The organism is Pseudomonas sp. UM16 (assembly GCF_050312595.1).
Lineage (GTDB): Bacteria > Pseudomonadota > Gammaproteobacteria > Pseudomonadales > Pseudomonadaceae > Aquipseudomonas.
This window is the reverse complement of sequence record NZ_JBNPJT010000003.1, coordinates 275,721-293,564: the sequence shown is the minus strand read 5'-3', so window position 1 is coordinate 293,564 and position 17,844 is coordinate 275,721. Positions and strand designations below refer to the sequence as shown.

Sequence of the window (17,844 nt, the reverse complement as noted above, 5' to 3'; positions counted from 1 at the left end):
ATGATCCCCTGATCCCGGACCAACCCCTGCCTGGCCAATGATTGCCTCAACCCCGCGACTCATCGATGAGCCGTGACATTTGAGGAGATTGGCCCATGAAACGCTCCATCCAACGCCTGGCATTGACGCCCTTGGTCTTGGCCATTGCCCTGGCCGTTTCACCCCAGCAAGTGCTCGCCGGTGAACTGCCCCAGGGCGGTCAAGTCGTCTCTGGTCAGGGCAAAATCAGCCAGAGCGGCGCGAACATGCACATCGATACCAGTACCCCGCGCACCGGGATCAACTGGCAGAAATTCAGCATTGGCGCTGACAACAAGGTGCACATCCAGCAGCCCGACGGCACCTCGGTGACCCTCAACCGGGTGATCGGCGCCGACCCGTCGAAGGTGCTGGGTGTGCTCAGTTCCAACGGCCAGGTGATCCTGCTCAACCCCAACGGCATCTGGTTCGGCCCCGGCTCCCGGATCTCGACCAGCGCGTTGCTGGCCAGCGCCGGGATCATCACCGAAGCGCAGGCTCGCGAGTTTGCCAAAAGCGGAAAACTCGACGTCCAGCTCAAAGGCCTGGTACGTAACGACGGCACTATCAACGTGCAAGACTACGGCACCGTAGCCTTGCTTGGCGCCCAGGTGGAAAACGCCGGGGTGCTTCAGGCGCGTAAAGGCCAGGTCAACCTGGCTACCGGTCCCAAAGCCACCCTCGACTTTCATGGTGACGGCCTGATCAGCCTGGCCGTTGCAGGCACGCCTGGCGAAGCGGGTAGCGTCGACCCCAGCCTCAAAGGCGGGGTCAGCAACAGCGGCCAGGTCGACGTCGGTGAAGGTGTGGTGGCCATGAGTGCCCAGCGCGCAGCCAAACACCTGGAGTCGGTAATCAGTGTCGGTGGCGCTGTGGTGGCCGATTCGGTCAGTAATCAGGGCGGCACTATTGTGTTGGGCAATGCCGAGCAGACCCAGGTCAGCGGCAAGTTGTCAGCCAAAGGCCGTGACGGCGGCCAGATTAGTGTGTTGGGTGATCAGGTCCAACTGGCAAGGAGTGCCCAGGTTGATGTTTCCGGCGCTGCCGGCAAAGGCGGTAGTGTTTTGATCGGCGGCAGCTTTCAGGGCAAAGGCCCCGAGCCGGCGGCCCGCCAAACCCAGGTTGAGAAGGGCGCACAGCTCAAGGCCGATGGCGGCAAAGAAGGCGGCAAGGTGGTGGTCTGGTCTACGGGCAACACCGAGTTTGCCGGCAAGGCCAGTGCCAAAGGCGGCACCACAGGTGGCGTGGTGGAAACCTCGGGCCAGCGCCTGAGCGTGACCCGTGACGCCGCGGTGGACGCCTCCGGCGGCACCCGCTCAGGCCTGTGGCTGCTGGATCCGGACCAGATCGATATCGTCGCCAATCCTACCGGGAACAACGTCAGCAACAGCGTGATCGCCAACAGCTTGGCCAACAACGATGTCCGCATCGAAGCCCGCGAACGGATCAACGTCAACGCACCGATCGTTGCGCCGGTGGTGGGCAGCGGCAAGACCCTCGCATTGATTGCCAGCGGCAACGTTGGCACTGTCACCGACTACAACAGCCAGGGCCCCGGCACTGCACTGGACAAGGCCAAACGCAACAACAGCGGCTCCGTACACATCAATGCACCGATCCTGCTCAAAGACGGCAACCTGTACATCGCGGCCACTGGTGATGTGCGCCTGAACGACCTCGCAACGCCCGCCGACACCGGCGCCGCCGCTTATGGCAAACGCGCCATTGTCGATGTCGGCAACGGCACCATCTGGATCAAGACCGCCAACACCGCGTCGGTGATTCAGGACGCCAACACGGCCCTGATTGGTTCCAAGGTGGCGGTAAAGGGTGCCAGCGTATTGCTCAACAGCCCCCTGAACCACGCCGGTACGTTGGCCGGGCAAGCCAGCAACGGAGTGTTCCAATTCAACCAGACCAACGCCACCGGCACTACCCGTACCGGCACGGTGGTCGCGCCATATTCGGGTGAATCCTTGGACGGTGTCAGCGCTCAGCAGATCAAGTACGTGGGCTATCAGGATGTCACCGCATCGACTTCCTCGGGGCCCGACAGCCCAGTCAATGTGACCCTGGAACAGGGCGGCAAGACCTTCGATTACTTGGTATTCGAGGCGGCAGGGTTTGTTGACGGCAATGGTCAACCCATCGACCCGAACATCTTGATGAACTACCTGGACAGCTCTGACTATCTGGTTAAAGGCCTGAGCTTCACGGACAGCCAGAACGTGCACTGGAAGCTCATGCCTGATACCGCCAATGCGTCCCTGACCCGGGTAGAGAAAAATGGTGTACCTGTCGGCGAGCTGCCGGTCGGGTTTGCGCTGGATGCCTATAAAGGCGTGGTGATGGTGGCCAAGGATCCACGCAACGGCAGCGACGTTGGTTGGGGCGTGGATGATTACGCCATCGGCGGCGCCATGAACCAGGGTGAAATCCAGCACAACAGCCAGAATGGTGCCTCCGAACAGTTGCTGGTGGCCCTGGGCGATAAGGTCAAAAGCGTCGATGGTGTCCTGGCTTGGCTGATGAACGACCAGGACTGGGCGCAGCCTAAAGATGGCGTCAAACCCAAAGGACCGCTGCTGGAGCAGGCACGCGTGCACTTTCTGGATACTCAGGAGGCCAGCGCCGATGCGGTGCAGCTGAACGCCAACCAGGCCAAACTGGCTGTGCAGATTGATGACGCCAGCCGCCAATACGGTGATGCCAACCCAACCTTCAGCCATGGGCCATTGGTGCTGGCCGAGCCTGCCGATGCCAACAGCAAGGCCGTGCAGGCGCTTGACCAGTATGTCGGTGAACAACTGGGCGACGCCCGCTTCGATGTTAGCCTCACCCCGCAAACACCAGCCACGCAGCGCTCCGATGTTGGGCGCTATGCAATCACTGGCGCCGCCACCACCGGCGACTTCGTCGGCCAGCGCTACCAGACCCAGGTGCGCGATGGCGTGCTCAGCATCACCCCGGCACCGTTGACCGTAACAGCCCATGACAAGAGCAAGGTCTATGGCGACCGCGACCCGCAACTGACCTACGACATGAGCGGGCAGAAGTTCGACGAAACGCCGGACCAGTTGCTCAACGGCGGGGCCCTCGCACGGGCCGGTGCCGGCACCCGCGCGGGTGAAAACGTGGGTAACTATCAGATCGGCCAGGGCGAGCTGCGCAGCACCAGTGGCAATTACAGCCTGACCTTCAAAGACGGCATCCTCACCGTTACCCCGGCGCCGCTGGTGATCCGCGCTGACGACAAGAGCAAGGTTCAGGGCCAGCGCGACCCGGCGCTGACCTACAGCGTTGAAGGCCTGAAATATGACGATGGTGTCAACGTTGGCCTCAAGCGCGACCCCGGTGAGGCCGTTGGCCCTTATGCCATTCGCCAGGACGGTATCGAAGCCAGCAATAATTATCAGGTCACCTTCTACGACGGCACCCTGACCATTACCGGACCAATGGTGCCACCTGTCGATCCGGTTGATCCGGTAAAACCACCGGTTAAACCGCCAGTTGATCCGACGGACCCAGTAAAACCGCCGGTCGATCCGACCGATCCGGTTACCCCGAAACCGCCCGTACAGCCCAAGGCGCAAGACGTATCAATCAACGCCCAGGCCCCCGGCAACGAGCGCTGCACCGCACTGGAATCGCCCTCGGCGGTCATCGCCAACTACTCCGTGACCCCGGCGGTGGCACGTACCTACACCGTGCAACTGATCTGCAAACCGCGCGCTTATGGCGACAAACAGGACCGCCTGCCAGACGTCTCCGACGTACTGACCTACGCCAACGGTTTACTCAAAGACGGCAAATTCCAGATCCCTGACTGGAATCGCAACGTGATTCCTCGTCACTTGGAACAGCCTCAAAAAGGAGGCAAATAATCATGCGTACTTTCGCCCAAAAATCTGCCTTGGCCCTGTGCATTGCCGTCGCTCTGGCCGCACAACCGATCCTCGCTGCCCCCCTCAGTGGCCTCGACCCAGGTAGAGTAGAGACTCCAGGGCCTGACGGTCGGCGCAGCCCGGCGGTACAAATGCCCGGCTCGCTGGAACTGTCGCCAACCCGTGTAACGCCGCCAGTAGCAGAGCCTAAAGTTCAGGCCGAGCCACGCCCGATGGCCGCCAGCAGCGCACGCTTCAAGGTGAGCAAGGTCATACTCGATGGCGCCAACCACTACCCGCAAGGTACGTTTGCGGTCTTGCTCAAGCGTCTTGAAGGCCGTGAGGTCAACCTCAACGAAGTTAACGCTGTCGCCGATGAAATTACCCGCCGCTACCGCGACGATGGCTTCTTGCTGGTGCGGACTTTCGTTCCAGCCCAGAAGCTCGATAAGGGTCAGCTACATCTGCAAGTGGTGGAAGGCAAGGTCAATCAGGTCAAGGTCAGTGGGCCAAGCAACAAGGCCGTTGAAGGCTATGCCGAGAATATTCGCAACGAGGCGCCACTCACCGGCAAGACCCTGGAGCGTAACCTGCTGCTGATGAACGACCTCTCAGGCCTGGACAGCCGTGCCGTGTTGTCACCTTCAAGCGTAGGGCAGGGCACCGACCTGGATGTCAGCAATGAACTGCGGCGCTGGGAAGGCTTTTTCGGCTTTGATAACCGCGACAGCCGCTACTTCGGGCCATGGCAGGTGTACGGCGGGGTGGGTGTCAACGATCCACTGGGGTTGGGTGATCACCTGTCGTTGCGTCTGGGCCGCTCGGTCGAAGGCGACAAGATGGCCTTCTATGAAGGCCAGTATGAGCTGCCGCTGGGCACCCAGGGCACGGTCTTGAGTGTGCTCGGCCAGCACAACGACGGCAATGCCGACACCTTTGACTTCCTCAATGCCAACAGCAGTGGGGACACCGTGGCGGTGCGCATCGCCCACCCGTGGGTGCGCAGCCGTGCCGAAACCATCAAGACCTCTGCCGCCTTTACCTGGTTCAACGGCAAGGCCGAGTATCTGGATGACCCGGACCAGGCACCGTCCAGCGACGACCGCATACGTGCCCTGCGCCTGGGCGCCAGCTGGGACTTTACCGATCAGTATGGCGGCCGCAACCTGCTCAAGGCGGAAGTGAGCAAGGGCCTGGATGTACTCGGTGCGAGCAACGAAGGACGCAGCAACCCGTCGCGTGAGGGTGGCGAGACGGACTTTACCAAGTTGCAGTATGACGCCCAGCGTATTCAGGACCTGAGCAAGGTGCTCGAGGGGCTGAACCTGTATCTGGCACTGACTGGGCAGACCGCCTTTGGCAATGCGCTGTTGACGCCTGAACAGTTTGGTGTCGGTGGCAGCCAGTTCGGGCGCGGCTACGATCCTTCGGAAATTGCCGCCGACAATGGTGTGGCGGGCAAGGTCGAGTTGCAATACAACACCGCGCACCAGGTCAAGGATCACACTATTCCGACTCAGTACTATGGCTTTTGGGACGTGGGCAAGGTGTGGAACAACAGCCCGGACTACTTCGGTTCGCAGAGCCTGTCGTCTGCCGGTTTCGGTGCACATGTGCAGATTGCCAAGGACATGTTCCTGTCGCCAGAGCTGGCCTTCCCGCTGACCCGCTCGGTATCGGCTGAAGAGCTTGAAGACCACAACGGCAAGGAACCGCGCTTGTACTTCAACTTCCTCAAACTGTTCTAAGTAAGGAACACTGAAGATTGTACTCAAGACTTTCCCTGACCTGGGTCTGACGCTAGTGTAAACACACTCGCGCCAGGCCCTTTTGGTTTGGCCCCCGCAAAGGAAGCCCCTGCAGATGTCCGATTCGACTGTCCATGCCGAGCTGGGAGAGATCCCTTACAGCGTCAACCTGTCTGCTGGCGTCAACCAGTGGCTGGCGGATGAAAACCAGGCGCTCGGCGGCCACGACACTGGCCCCAACCCTCACCAGTTGCTGCTGTCGGCGTTGGGGGCGTGCACCGCGATCACCCTGTCGATGTATGCCCGGCGCAAGGAATGGCCGTTGCAGCATGTGCATGTGCAACTGGACATCGTCAAGGAAGAGAAGAGCGTGCCAATGCGCACCGAGATCAAGCGTGTGATCGAACTGCACGGTGAGCTCGATGCCACTCAGCGTGAGCGCCTGTTGGGGGTAGCCAATGCCTGCCCGGTGCACAAACTGCTCAGTGGCAGCATTGTCATTGATAGCCAGTTGAGTGAATAAAAGGTCGTAGCCGCTGGGCTCAATCCTTGACCAACGCCCGCAACGCCGCTTTCGCTTCAGGGGTATGCAAGCGTTCGATGAACAGCAAGCCTTCGCGCTGCACCGTAGCCTCGAGCGCCTGGCGGTGAGTGTCTTTTAGCAAGCGCTTGCTGACCCGCAGCGCCTCCTGCGGCAATGCCTGCAACTTGGTCGCCAGCTGCCGTGCTGCTAACAGGCACTGCTCGCCGTCATCGTGCAGTTCATTGGCCAAGCCCCATTGCACGGCTTGCTCACCAGTGAGCAGTTCATTGCACAGCAGCAGCCGGGCGGCACGGGCATGGCCGAGCATGCGCGGTAGCAACAGGCTGGAGCCAAACTCCGGGCACAGGCCCAACGGCACGAAGGGCATGCGCAGCTTGGCCGTGCGGCTGACCAACACCTGATCACAATGCAACAGCAGGGTTGTGCCGATACCAATGGCTGCGCCGGAAACGGCGGCAATCAGCGGTTTGTCCAGGGCCAGGACCCCGCGCATCAGACGGAACACCGGGCTGTCCATGTCGCTGGGCGGGTTGTCGAGAAAATCTTTGAGGTCGTTGCCTGCGCTAAAGCATTGGCTGCCGCCAGTGATGACGATGACGTCGACCTTGGGGTTGTCCTGCGCGGCCTGCAGCAGGTCGCCCAGCAGGGTGTACATGGCGCTGTTCAGCGCATTGAGTTTGTCCGGCCGGTTGAAGGTCAGGGTCAGCAGGCCGTTGTCCAGGTCGTGTGTAATCAGATCGTTCATTGCAAGCCTTTTTATAGTTGTTGTCGTCGCACGGTCAGAAGGTCGGTGGGGTAATCACCCAGATCACCACCGCATCCACGTCGCCAGGGTTGCCATAGCGGTGTGGCTCCTGGCTGGAGAAACTAAAGCTGTCGCCTTCGCTGAGCTGGAAATAGCGCTCGCCCACCCACAGCTCGAAACTGCCCGACAGCAGATAACCGGCTTCTTCACCTTCATGGCTGTAACTCTGTTGGCTGTAGGTGCCTGGCGGGAAGCGCGAGTGGAGCATTTCCAGCTCGCGGTTGGGTTGCGGGGTCAGCAGTTGGTCAACGATGCCATCTTCGTAATGCACACTCAGGCGGCTGTTCTTGCGCACCACATAACCGTTGTCTTGCGGATCGGTGCTGGCTTCGCTGGCAAAGAACCACTGGATGGTTACGCCCAGGCTGCGGGCGATGTTGAACAGCGCCGGAATCGACGGGTAGGACAGGTTGCGTTCCAGTTGGCTGATGTAGCCGGCGGTTAGCTCACTTTGCTCGGCCAACTCCGCCAGGGTCATGCCCCGGCGTTTGCGCAGGCCGCGAATACGCGTGCCGAGAAACTGCGGGGCGGCGGCGCCTTCCTGGCTGGGAACGGCGCCGGTGGGCGGCATCTTGCTGCTGTTGCTCATGGGGTGCTCCGGACCGCACGCTGCAAAGCCTCGGAGTATAAACAGGCTCACAGCGTCCAGGCGACTTTCAAACCTTCATAGATCGCTTCTTCGGCCGTGCGCGGGGCCAGGCAGTCGCCAATGCGTTTGACTTCGACCAGGCCGTTGAGCTCATCGACCAGGGTATCGACCGGCTGATGGCCCTGACACAGCACCAGGGTGTCGATGTTTTCGAAGATCATCGGCTCGCCGCTGGCAGTGTGTTGCAGGTACACGGTGGTGTCATCGCAGCCATAGAGGCGGGCGTAGGGGGTGATCGGGATGCCAAGTTTGTGCAGCTCACCCGCCAGTTGATCACGCACATACAGCGGCAGGCTTTCACCGCAGTGCGTGCCATTGACCGCCAGTTGCACTTGGTGCCCGGCGCGCACCAAGCGTTCGGCGATGCCCGGGCCGATCCAGTCGCAGCGCCAGTCCACGACCAGTACCGAACGGCCCAGGGTTACCTCGTCGCGCAATACCTGCCAGGCATCGACGACCTGCAGTTCGCCGCCGCGCTCGAACGTTGGCCAGTAAGGCTCGGCACCGGTGGCGACGATCACCAGATCAGGTTGCTCACGTTCGACCAGGGCGCGATCAACGCGGGTGTTACGCACCACCTCGACCCCAGCGAGTTGCATTTCACGTTGCAGGTTGGTGCTGGCGCCGCCAAATTCGGCGCGCCGTGGCAGCAATTGCGCCAACAGCACCTGGCCACCCAGTTGCGCGCTGGCCTCGTACAGGGTCACTTGATGGCCCCGTGCAGCGGCCACCGCTGCGGCCTTCATGCCGGCCGGGCCGCCGCCAGCGACCATGATGCGCTTGCGCAGGGGCGTGGCCTGCAACTGGCCGTACTGCTGCTCACGGCCAGTTTCCGGGTGCTGAATACAGGAAATCGGCAAGCCGCGATGGAAGTGACCAATGCACGCCTGGTTACAGGCGATGCAGGCGCGGACATCCTCGGCATGACCGCTGTCGGTCTTGTTGGGCATTTGCGGGTCGCAGATCAACGCGCGGGTCATGCCACAGACATCGGCCTGGCCACGCGCCAGGATCAGCTCGGCCTCTTGCGGCTGGTTGATACGCCCGGTGACGAACAGCGGTATCGACAGGCTGGCCTTGAACGTCCCGGCTTCACGGGCGAGGTAGGCGGCTTCAATGGCCATGGGCGGGACGATATGCACCGCCCCCCCGAGCGATGCCGAAGTACCGGCGACAATATGCACATAGTCCAGCGAGCCTTGCAGGGCTTTTACCGCCGCCAGCGATTCATCCTCGGTCAGGCCTTCGGCGTCGCGCTCGTCGGCGCTGATACGCAGGCCGATGATGAAGTCATCGGCAGTGGCGGCGCGTACGGCGCCAATCACTTCACGCAAAAAGCGCAGGCGCTGTTCAAGCTCACCGTTGTAGCCATCACTGCGGCGATTGACCCGCGGGTTGATGAACTGGGCCGGCAGGTAACCGTGGCTGGCGACCACTTCGACGCCATCGAGCCCAGCCTGATGCAGGCGCCGGGCGGCATCGGCATAGCCTTGTACGATCTCATCGATCATCGCCTGATCCAGCGCCCGCGGCATTACCCGGAAGCGTTCATTGGGCACTGCCGAGGCCGAGTACGCCACGGCCAACAGGCCATCACTGGACTCCATGATTTCCCGCCCAGGGTGAAAGATCTGCGACAGCACCACGGTGCCATGGGCATGGCAAGTCGCGGCCAGTTGGCGGTAACCGTCGATGCAGGCATCGTCGGTGGCCATCAGTACATGCGAGGTATAGCGCGCACTGTCGTGCACTCCGGCGACCTGCAGCACGATCAAACCGACGCCGCCTTCGGCACGGGCCTTGTGGTAGGCGATCAGGCGTTCGTTGACCAGGTTGTCGGTGGGGATCGAGGTGTCGTGGCCGCTGGACATGATGCGGTTCTTCAGGCGTTTGCCACGGATTTGCAGCGGTTCGAGCAGGTGCGTGAAGGTCGACATGCTGTGCAGGCTCCAGCGGGTTGTTGTTTTTATTTTTCTATAAAAGTGTACCTTCAGTAAAAAATCAACTTGTTTTTTTACTGGCCTTTGACTAGCTTTCGAAACACCCCGCGTCCTGGGGCATACCTCACAACAACAAGAAAACGGGCCACGCCTGGCGTGTTACCGGCATGAGGAACCACTGATGACATCAACTCTGCTGAAACTCTCTCCCTGGCTGCTCGCTCTTGGTCTTGGCAGCGCTCAGGCAGCACCGGACATGGTTGTCGTCGCCTACGGCGGCGCCGGTCAGAAAGCTCAGGATGCGGCGATCTTCCAGCCGTTCAGTGCCCAGGACGGCAGCAAACTGATTCAAAGCGAGTACAACGGCGAAATGGCCCGGATCAAGGTGATGGTCGACACCGGTAACGTCGACTGGGACCTGGTGCAGATCGAAGGCCCGGACCTGATGCGCGGTTGCGACGAAGGCATGTACGAGCCCCTGGACTGGACGCGCCTGGGCCATGCCGAGCAGTTGATCCCTGATGCTGCCCAGGCCTGTGGCTCGGCGGCACTGGTGTGGAGCGTGGCCATTGCCTACGACCGCAACAAACTGGCCCAGGCACCGACCTCGTGGGCCGACTTCTGGGATGTCCAGAAAACCCCTGGCAAGCGCGGGCTGCGCAAGCGCGCGGTGTACAACCTGGAATTCGCGCTGATGGCCGATGGGGTCAAGGTCGAGGATGTCTACGACGTGCTGGCGACCCCGCAAGGTGTCGACCGCGCCTTCGCCAAACTCACTGAGCTCAAGCCCTATATCCAGTGGTGGGAAGCCGGCGCGCAGCCAGCGCAATGGCTCAGTGCCGGTGATGTGGTCATGACGTCAACCTACAGCGGGCGGGTGGCGGTCGCCGCGCAGCAGGGCAGCTCCTTGGCGCTGGTGTGGCCGGGCAGCCTCTATGGCATGGACTACTGGGCGATCATCAAGGGGTCCAAGCATGCCGATCAGGCCAAACGCCTGATTGCCTACGCCAACCAACCAGACACTCAAGTGCGTTACGTCAACGAAATTCCTTACGGCCCAACCAACACTGAAGCGGCCGCCAAGCTTGATCCGGCCTTGGCCAGCTGGGTGCCGACCTCGAAGCAGAACCTGGAAGGGGCGTTGTCGATGAACGTTGAATTCTGGGTCGACCACGGCGATGAACTCGAAGAGCGCTTCAACGCCTGGGCCAGCAAGTAAACCCGGTGGCTGGACATCGTCCGGTGTCCAGCCCTATTGTCTGGTCAGCCATTTGCCTGAGAACAACAACAATGAATCCGAGCCAAACCGAACTGCGCCTGCGCCAGGAGCTGGCCGCCTGCTACCGACTGATCGCGCACTTTCGCATGACCGATCTGATCTTCACTCACATTTCGGTGCGTATTCCCGGCCCCGAACATCACTTTCTGATCAATCCCTACGGCTTGATGTTCGATGAAATCAGCGCCTCGAAGCTGGTCAAGATCGACCTGCAGGGCAACGCCGTGGAGCCCTCGCCATACCCGGTCAACCCGGCCGGCTTCGTGATCCACAGCGCCATTCATGGCGCGCGTGAAGATGCCCACTGCGTGCTGCATACCCATACCAAGGCAGGCTGTGCGGTGGCCGCGCTCAAATGCGGCTTGCTGCCGGTCAATCAGATTTCCATGGAGTTCTACAACAAAGTCGCCTACCACGATTACGAAGGTGTGGCGCTGGACATGGACGAGCAACAGCGCCTGGTTCGCGACCTGGGCGACAAGCCGGTGCTGATGCTGCGCAACCATGGCTTGCTCACTGTAGGTGAGAGCGTCAGCCAGGCGTTTTTGCGCATGTACTACCTGGAGAAAGCTTGTGAAATCCAGTTGGCGGCGCAAGCGGCGGGGGAAATTGTGCTGCCGCCTGATGCGGTGTGCGCGCATACCGAGCGCCAGTTCAACGAGCCGGCCAGGGAGTTGAAGGAAGGCGAGCTGAGCGACCCGGACGGCATGCAGCTGGCCTGGGCGGCATTGCTGCGTCTGGTGCAGCGGGTGGCACCGGACTATCGCAACTGAGCAGGCTTGTTGTACAGTCGTTCAGCTACGTTTGTGGGGGGCGACCTCACGCTCATTGACCGTCCCGAGACCCCTCCATGACCCAGGAAGCCCGTTACAGCCGTATGGTTCCGCAGTTGCGCAAGGCCAATCTGGTCGAGGCAACTCTGGTGTGTCTGAAGCGCCACGGCTTCCAGGGCGCCTCGATCCGCAAGATCTCGGCCGAGGCCGGGGTTTCGGTGGGGCTGATCAGTCACCACTATTCGGGCAAGGACGAACTGGTGGCCGAAGCCTACATGGCCGTCACCGGCCGGGTCATGGGCCTACTGCGCGAGGCCATGGCCCAGGCGGCGCCCAACGCCCGAGAACGCTTGTCGGCATTCTTTCGTGGTTCATTCTGCGCCGAGCTGCTTGACCCGCAACTGCTCGATGCCTGGCTGGCATTCTGGGGCGCGGTGAAAACCGCCGAGGCGATCAATCAGGTCCACGATCACTCCTACAGTGAATACCGCAACGAACTCGGCCGCCTGCTGGGCGAGCTGGCCCAGGAGGAGGGCTGGCAGGCCTTCGATGCCGACCTCGCGGCAATCAGCCTCAGCGCCTTGCTCGACGGCCTGTGGCTGGAGTCGGGGCTCAACCCTGGCACCTTCACCCCGGAGCAGGGCGTACAGATCTGCGAGGCCTGGGTCGATGGCTTGCAAGCGGGCGGACGCAAACGCTTCACCCTGACCGAGGGCTGTTGATCGGTCGTTCAGTAATGGGTACGCTGCGTTCGCGAGTGACAGAACAATTCCTATAAGAGACAACACGCAATGACGCCTCGGGTACTGATCGTCGACGACGATCCGCTTATTCGCGACTTGCTGCACGCCTACCTGTCCCAGGAAGGCTACGACGTCCACTGTGCCGAAACAGCTGAACAAGCCGAACATTTCCTCGCCAGCCACAGCGTCGACCTGGTGATGCTCGACATCCGCCTGCCGGGCAAAGACGGCCTGACCCTGACCCGTGAACTGCGGGTTCGCTCGGAAGTCGGCATCATCCTGATTACCGGGCGCAACGACGACATCGACCGTATTGTCGGCCTCGAATGTGGCGCTGACGACTATGTGATCAAACCCCTCAACCCCCGAGAACTGGTGTCGCGGACCAAGAACCTGGTGCGCCGGGTGCGCCATGCCCAGGCCTCGAAACCAACCGCGAGCAACAGCCATGCCCTCAAGCAGTTTGCCGACTGGGCGCTGGATACCGACCGCCGCCGCCTGATTGATCCGCAGGGAGGCGAAACCTTGCTGACCCATGGCGAGTTTCAGTTGCTCAGTGTGTTTTTGCGCAACAGCGGGCATACCTTGAGCCGCGACCAGTTGATGGACCAGATCCGCAACCGCGAATGGGTGCCCAACGACCGCTCCATCGACGTCCTGGTCGGGCGCCTGCGGCGCAAGCTGCACGACGACCCGGCCGAGCCGCAGTTGATCATCACCATCCATGGCGCTGGCTACCTGTTTACCGCCAGCGTGGCGGCCTGACCTGCATGTGGCGGCTGCTGTGCCTGACAGTGCTGGCGCTCAGTGCACCGGTGCAGGCCAGCGAACGCATTCGCTACTGTGACTATCCGGTGTACCCGCCGATTTCCTGGAGCGATGGCAGGCAGGTGCGCGGCCTTGCGCCGACCGTGGTCAAGCAGCTGTTCGGGCGCCTGGGCTATGAAGTGGAGATTGTTGTGCTGGGCAACTGGAAGCGCTGCCTGCTGGACGCCGCCGACGGCCGAGTGGACGTGGTCCTGGCCTACAACAGCGACCAGCGTGACCAAGGCATGCGTTTTTCCACAGTGCCGGTGTTGCGCGAGGAAGTCGCGGTGTTTTACAACCGCCAGCGGCCGGTAACGTTTACCCGCCTTGAAGACCTGGCCAACTACCGCGGCGGGCTGTTGTTCGGTGAAAGCTACGGCGCGCAATTCGACCAGTTTGTGGCCAAACACCAGAACATCGAGTGGGTGTCTTCCAGCGCACAGAACTTCGGCAAGTTGATTCGCGGGCGCATCGACTTTGTCATCCAGGAGCGGCGCACGGGTCAGCTGTTCATTGAGCACCTGCCTGGGGCCCAAGACATTCAGGTGTTGCCGACCGCCTTGAGCGTGGATTACCTGCGGGTCGCGGTGTCGCGGCATTCCGCGTTGAGCCAGCATATGGCGCAGATCGACCAGCAACTGCAACGCATGACTGACGCTGGTGAAATCGAGCGCTGGCTGGAGCAGAGCGAAGTGACCTATCGCGACATGATCAACCTGCCGGCCGACGCCCGATGAGCCGCCTGCAACCCGGTGGTTTGCTGCGGCGCCTGCTGCTGTTCATCCTGTTGTTCAGCCTGTGCTTCACCGTGCTCGCCAGCACAGTGCAGCTGTACTTTGAGTACCGGCGTGAAATGCGTGATATCGACGCACGCATGGCGCTGATTCGCGTCGGTTACCTGGCCAGCCTTGAGCGCAGCTTGTGGGACCTCAACCAGGACCAGCTGAGTGTGCAGTTGCGTGGCCTGGTGGACTTTTCCGATGTCGCCCGGGTGCGCCTGCGCAGCGTCGACTTCAACTTGTTGCAAGGCGAGGCCAGCCCACCGGGGCCTTTGCGCGTCGAGCGCTTTGCCCTGGATTACCAGCCGCCGTCGGGGCCTTTGCGTCATCTTGGCGAGCTGGAGGTGAGCATCGACCTGGGCGCGGTGCACCGTCGGCTGTTTGCCACCGGGCTGACCAGCCTGTTGTGGATGAGCGTTTTTCTCTGCGGTCTGGCGGTAGCCCTTTCCGGGTTGTTTTATCGCTTGGTGACCCGCCACCTGCAGGTTATGGCCGAGTTTGCCCGGCGCATTGCTGGCGGTGATTGGCAGGAACCCTTGCACCTGGACAAGCGCCGTTCGGCCCGTGAAGACGAAATCGACACCGTCGCCCATGCCCTGGACGACATGCGTCGGGCGATCCTCACTGACATTGAACGGCGCGAGGAAGATCGCCTGGCCTTGCAGGACAAGCGCGATGAGCTGCAAAAAATGGTCGAACGGCGCACGGCAAGCCTGATGCGTGCCAAGGACGACGCCGAGGCGGCCAACCTGGCCAAGTCGCGCTTTCTCGCCACCATGAGCCACGAACTGCGCACCCCGCTCAATGGCATCCTCGGCATGGCTGAATTGTTGCGCGGGGCCGGTCTTGGCGGGCAAGACAGCAAACGCCTGCAAGCGCTGGCCAAGGCTGGGGAAGGGCTGTTGAGCATCCTCAATGAAGTGTTGTACTTCGCCCGCCTGGAAGAGGGTGAAAGCCGCCCCGAGGTGGTCGATTTTTCCCTACGCCAACTGTGCGATGAAGTCATGACCTTGCTCGAACCGAAGGCTGCGAGCAACGGCACCCGCTTGCGTTGCGACATTGATCGGCAGCTGGCCGAGCCGCTACAGGGCGCCGAGCAGTACCTGCGCCAGGTATTGAGCAATTTGCTGGCCAATGCGATCAAGTTCACTGAAAACGGCCAGGTCAGCCTCCAGGTTCACGTGCTGGCCGGGCAGAACGGCGCGCAACAGGTGCGGATCAGCGTCAGTGACAACGGTATCGGCATCGCGCCGGCCGTACAGGCGAAGATTTTCGATCGTTTCACTCAGGCCAGCGAAGCGGTGGCCCGGCGTTATGGCGGGACCGGCCTGGGACTGGCGATCTGCAAACACCTGGTGGAGCAATTGGGCGGCCGCATTGGCATGGAAAGTGCCGAAGGGCAGGGCAGTTGCTTCTGGTTTGAACTTGCCCTGAAGCCGGGGGAAATACCGCAGGTGCCAGCCCTGGCAGCGCTACCTGTGACCGGCCTGGATATCCTCGTGGTCGAGGATGTGGCGCTGAACCGCGACGTGGTGCACGGCCTGCTCAAGCGCGATGGTCATCAGGTGTGGTTCGCCGAAGAGGCTGGACAGGCCATGACCTTGTGTCAGCAACGGCGATTCGACTTGATCCTGCTCGATGTGCACCTGCCAGGCATCAGTGGTGTCGAGCTGTGCCGGCAACTGCGTGCCAGCCCCGGAGCGAACCGCCACAGCCGGATCCTGGCCTTGACCGCCAGTGTCCAGCCAGTGCTGGTGCAGGGTTATCTGCAGGCGGGCATGCAAGGAGTGCTGGCCAAGCCGCTGAAGTTAGACAGCCTGCGCCAGGCATTGGCCGAAGGCGCGCCGGTGGTCGACGCGGCGAGCGAAAACACCGGCATGGATTGGTCGTTACTGCAGACCCACCGAACCTTGCTCGGCGAACAAAAGGTCCAGGGCTTGCTGGGTGTATTGGAACAGGCCATTGAACAGCATCAGGACGCGCTCATTGAAGCGCTCAAGGCCCACGACTGCACGGAAATCGCGCATTTGTCCCATCGCCTCGCCGGTAGTGGCGACTCGTTGGGTTTTCGCGGCTTGGCGCGGGTGCTGCGCCAGTTGGAAGACGCCGCACTGGCCAATGACCAACAGGCGTTAACGGCCTTGGTCACGCCCTTGAACGAACAGTTTGAGCAAGCCCGGCGAACCCTGAAACAGTTGCTCCAGCGCTGACGTACAAAAACCTTACGACTTTTTACATCTTCGATCTTTACGTACAACAGCACCTTACATCGCTTTCCAATAATCGATGGCAACCGCATTGCACGCGGTCTTCGAAGCTTATTGGAGATAATAATAATGAACTGCCGTAAAGCTGATCCGTCCCCGCGCTACCGTCTTTCCCTTTCGCACTTCAGCGATCGTTGAGGTGCCGACATGAACGAATCGACCGAACGTAAAGGCATCCACCTCACGCGGGCCCTGAAGAGCCGGCATATTTTCATGCTGTCGCTGGGCGGTGTGATTGGCACCGGGCTGTTCATGGGCTCGGGGGTGACCATCAACCAGGGCGGGCCGGTGGGCGCGATTCTGGCGTATCTGGTGGCGGGCTTTCTGATGTACCTGGTGATGGTCTGCCTCGGTGAGCTGTCGGTGCAGATGCCGGTGTCCGGCTCGTTCCAGGCCCATGCCACTAAATACATCGGCCCGGCCACCGGTTTTATGATCGGCTGGGTGTACTGGATGAGCTGGGCCACCACGGTGGGGCTTGAGTTCACGGCTGCCGGCATGTTGATGGTGCGCTGGTTCCCCGAGGTGCCGATCTGGTACTGGTCGGCGCTGTTCGTGGTGGTGCTGTTCGGCCTCAACGCCCTGGCCACCCGTGCCTTTGGCGAAGCCGAGTACTGGTTCTCGGGGATCAAGGTGGCGGCGATCCTCGGTTTCATCATTGTTGGCGTGCTGGTGATCTTCGGTGCGATCCCGCTGACCAGCGGCGAACCGGCACCGATGATGAGCAACCTGATCGGTGATTCGCTGTTCCCCAACGGCTTGTCGGCGGTGTTCGCGGTGATGATGACCGTGGTCTATGCCTTCCAGGGCTGCGAGATCATGGGCGTGGCGGCGGGTGAAACCGATCAGCCGGAAAAGAGCATCCCGCGTGCGGTGCGCAACGTGGTATTCCGCGTGCTGATCTTTTATGTGCTGGCGATCGTGGTGCTGTCTGCCATCGTCCCATGGCAGCAGGCCGGTTTGATGGAAAGCCCATTTGTGCAGGTGTTCGACATGGTCGGCATTCCCTACGCCGCGGACCTGATGAACTTCGTGATCCTCACGGCGATTCTCTCGGTGGGCAACTCTGGGCTGTATGCCTCGACGCGCATCCTCTGGGCCATGTCCAAGACCGGTATGGCGCCCAAGAGCCTGTCGCCGCTGAGCAAGCGCGGCGTGCCGCTGCGGGCGCTGAGCATCACCCTGTGCTTTGCCCTGGTGTCGCTGATGACCAGCTTTGTTGCTGCCGACACCTTGTTCATGGTGCTGATGGCGGTCAGTGGGATGTCCGGCACTGTGACCTGGATCGTCATTGCCCTGGCGCAGTATCGGTTCCGCAAGGCGTTCCTGCGCGAAGGCGGCCAGCTCAGCGAGCTCAAGTACCGGGCGCCGTTGTACCCGCTGGTGCCGTTGTTGTGCATCACCCTGTGCAGTTCGCTGTTTGTGTTCCTTGCGCTGGATGAAACCCAACGGCCGTCGTTGTACTGGGGCTTTGGCTTTATTGCGGTCTGTTACGCGGCGTACTTCTTCATCAATCGCAAGCGCCAGGTGGTGTTGGCCCCGTCGATTTAACACACTGGACAGGCCGTAGGAGCCGGCGTTGCCGGCGATGGGGCGCGTTTGCGCCCC

General features: G+C 61.5%; 13 protein-coding genes. 10 read left to right on the top strand and 3 right to left on the bottom strand.

Annotated features, from left to right (window positions below; translation table 11 throughout):
- The first annotated feature begins 95 nt into the window (after window positions 1–95).
- The 3 genes from ACQRAX_RS05020 to ACQRAX_RS05010 all read left to right on the top strand — a co-directional run bounded on the left by ACQRAX_RS05020 (window position 96) and on the right by ACQRAX_RS05010 (window position 6,173).
- Window positions 96–3,902 (top strand): MBG domain-containing protein, encoded by a 3,807-nt coding sequence (locus tag ACQRAX_RS05020; RefSeq protein WP_412039150.1) that lies wholly within the window; start codon window positions 96–98, stop codon window positions 3,900–3,902.
- A gap of 2 nt (window positions 3,903–3,904) precedes the next feature.
- Window positions 3,905–5,650: a ShlB/FhaC/HecB family hemolysin secretion/activation protein gene (locus tag ACQRAX_RS05015; protein ID WP_412039151.1), complete on the top strand. Its 1,746-nt coding sequence runs from the start codon at window positions 3,905–3,907 to the stop codon at window positions 5,648–5,650.
- 115 nt (window positions 5,651–5,765) lie between these two features.
- On the top strand, window positions 5,766–6,173 hold the full coding sequence (locus tag ACQRAX_RS05010; protein WP_412039152.1) for an OsmC family protein: 408 nt from the start codon (window positions 5,766–5,768) through the stop codon (window positions 6,171–6,173).
- A 19-nt stretch (window positions 6,174–6,192) separates the two neighbouring features.
- Here the strand turns inward: ACQRAX_RS05010 and ACQRAX_RS05005 are convergent, their stop codons facing one another.
- The 3 genes from ACQRAX_RS05005 to ACQRAX_RS04995 form a co-directional block, all read right to left on the bottom strand.
- Window positions 6,193–6,939 carry an enoyl-CoA hydratase gene (locus ACQRAX_RS05005; protein ID WP_412039153.1) on the bottom strand — a complete coding sequence of 249 codons (747 nt, stop codon included), beginning with the start codon at window positions 6,937–6,939 and terminating at the stop codon, window positions 6,193–6,195.
- 34 nt (window positions 6,940–6,973) lie between these two features.
- Window positions 6,974–7,570, bottom strand: a complete 597-nt coding sequence (locus ACQRAX_RS05000) for a cupin domain-containing protein (protein ID WP_412039375.1) — start codon at window positions 7,568–7,570, stop codon at window positions 6,974–6,976.
- 65 nt (window positions 7,571–7,635) lie between these two features.
- Window positions 7,636–9,585 (bottom strand): FAD-dependent oxidoreductase, encoded by a 1,950-nt coding sequence (locus ACQRAX_RS04995; RefSeq protein WP_412039154.1) that lies wholly within the window; start codon window positions 9,583–9,585, stop codon window positions 7,636–7,638.
- A 184-nt stretch (window positions 9,586–9,769) separates the two neighbouring features.
- Here ACQRAX_RS04995 and ACQRAX_RS04990 point away from each other — a divergent pair, with 184 nt between their 5' ends.
- From ACQRAX_RS04990 to ACQRAX_RS04960, 7 genes are all read left to right on the top strand, one after another.
- Window positions 9,770–10,807 carry an ABC transporter substrate-binding protein gene (locus tag ACQRAX_RS04990; RefSeq protein ID WP_412039155.1) on the top strand — a complete coding sequence of 346 codons (1,038 nt, stop codon included), beginning with the start codon at window positions 9,770–9,772 and terminating at the stop codon, window positions 10,805–10,807.
- A 71-nt stretch (window positions 10,808–10,878) separates the two neighbouring features.
- Complete coding sequence (locus ACQRAX_RS04985) at window positions 10,879–11,640, top strand: class II aldolase/adducin family protein (RefSeq protein WP_412039156.1); 762 nt, start codon at window positions 10,879–10,881, stop codon at window positions 11,638–11,640.
- A 77-nt stretch (window positions 11,641–11,717) separates the two neighbouring features.
- Window positions 11,718–12,362 carry a TetR family transcriptional regulator C-terminal domain-containing protein gene (locus ACQRAX_RS04980; protein WP_412039157.1) on the top strand — a complete coding sequence of 215 codons (645 nt, stop codon included), beginning with the start codon at window positions 11,718–11,720 and terminating at the stop codon, window positions 12,360–12,362.
- A gap of 69 nt (window positions 12,363–12,431) precedes the next feature.
- A complete protein-coding gene (locus ACQRAX_RS04975; protein ID WP_045182918.1) occupies window positions 12,432–13,148 on the top strand; it encodes a response regulator in 717 nt (238 codons plus the stop codon).
- A gap of 5 nt (window positions 13,149–13,153) precedes the next feature.
- Window positions 13,154–13,927, top strand: coding sequence for a substrate-binding periplasmic protein (locus tag ACQRAX_RS04970; RefSeq protein ID WP_412039158.1), 774 nt, complete (start codon window positions 13,154–13,156; stop codon window positions 13,925–13,927).
- The gene (locus ACQRAX_RS04965) at window positions 13,924–16,179 is read left to right on the top strand and encodes an ATP-binding protein (protein WP_412039159.1); all 2,256 of its coding nucleotides are present in this window, start codon (window positions 13,924–13,926) and stop codon (window positions 16,177–16,179) included. The genes ACQRAX_RS04970 and ACQRAX_RS04965 overlap by 4 nt, the downstream gene beginning before the upstream one ends.
- 204 nt (window positions 16,180–16,383) lie before the next feature.
- Complete coding sequence (locus ACQRAX_RS04960; RefSeq protein ID WP_412039160.1) at window positions 16,384–17,787, top strand: amino acid permease; 1,404 nt, start codon at window positions 16,384–16,386, stop codon at window positions 17,785–17,787.
- Window positions 17,788–17,844 lie beyond the last annotated feature (57 nt).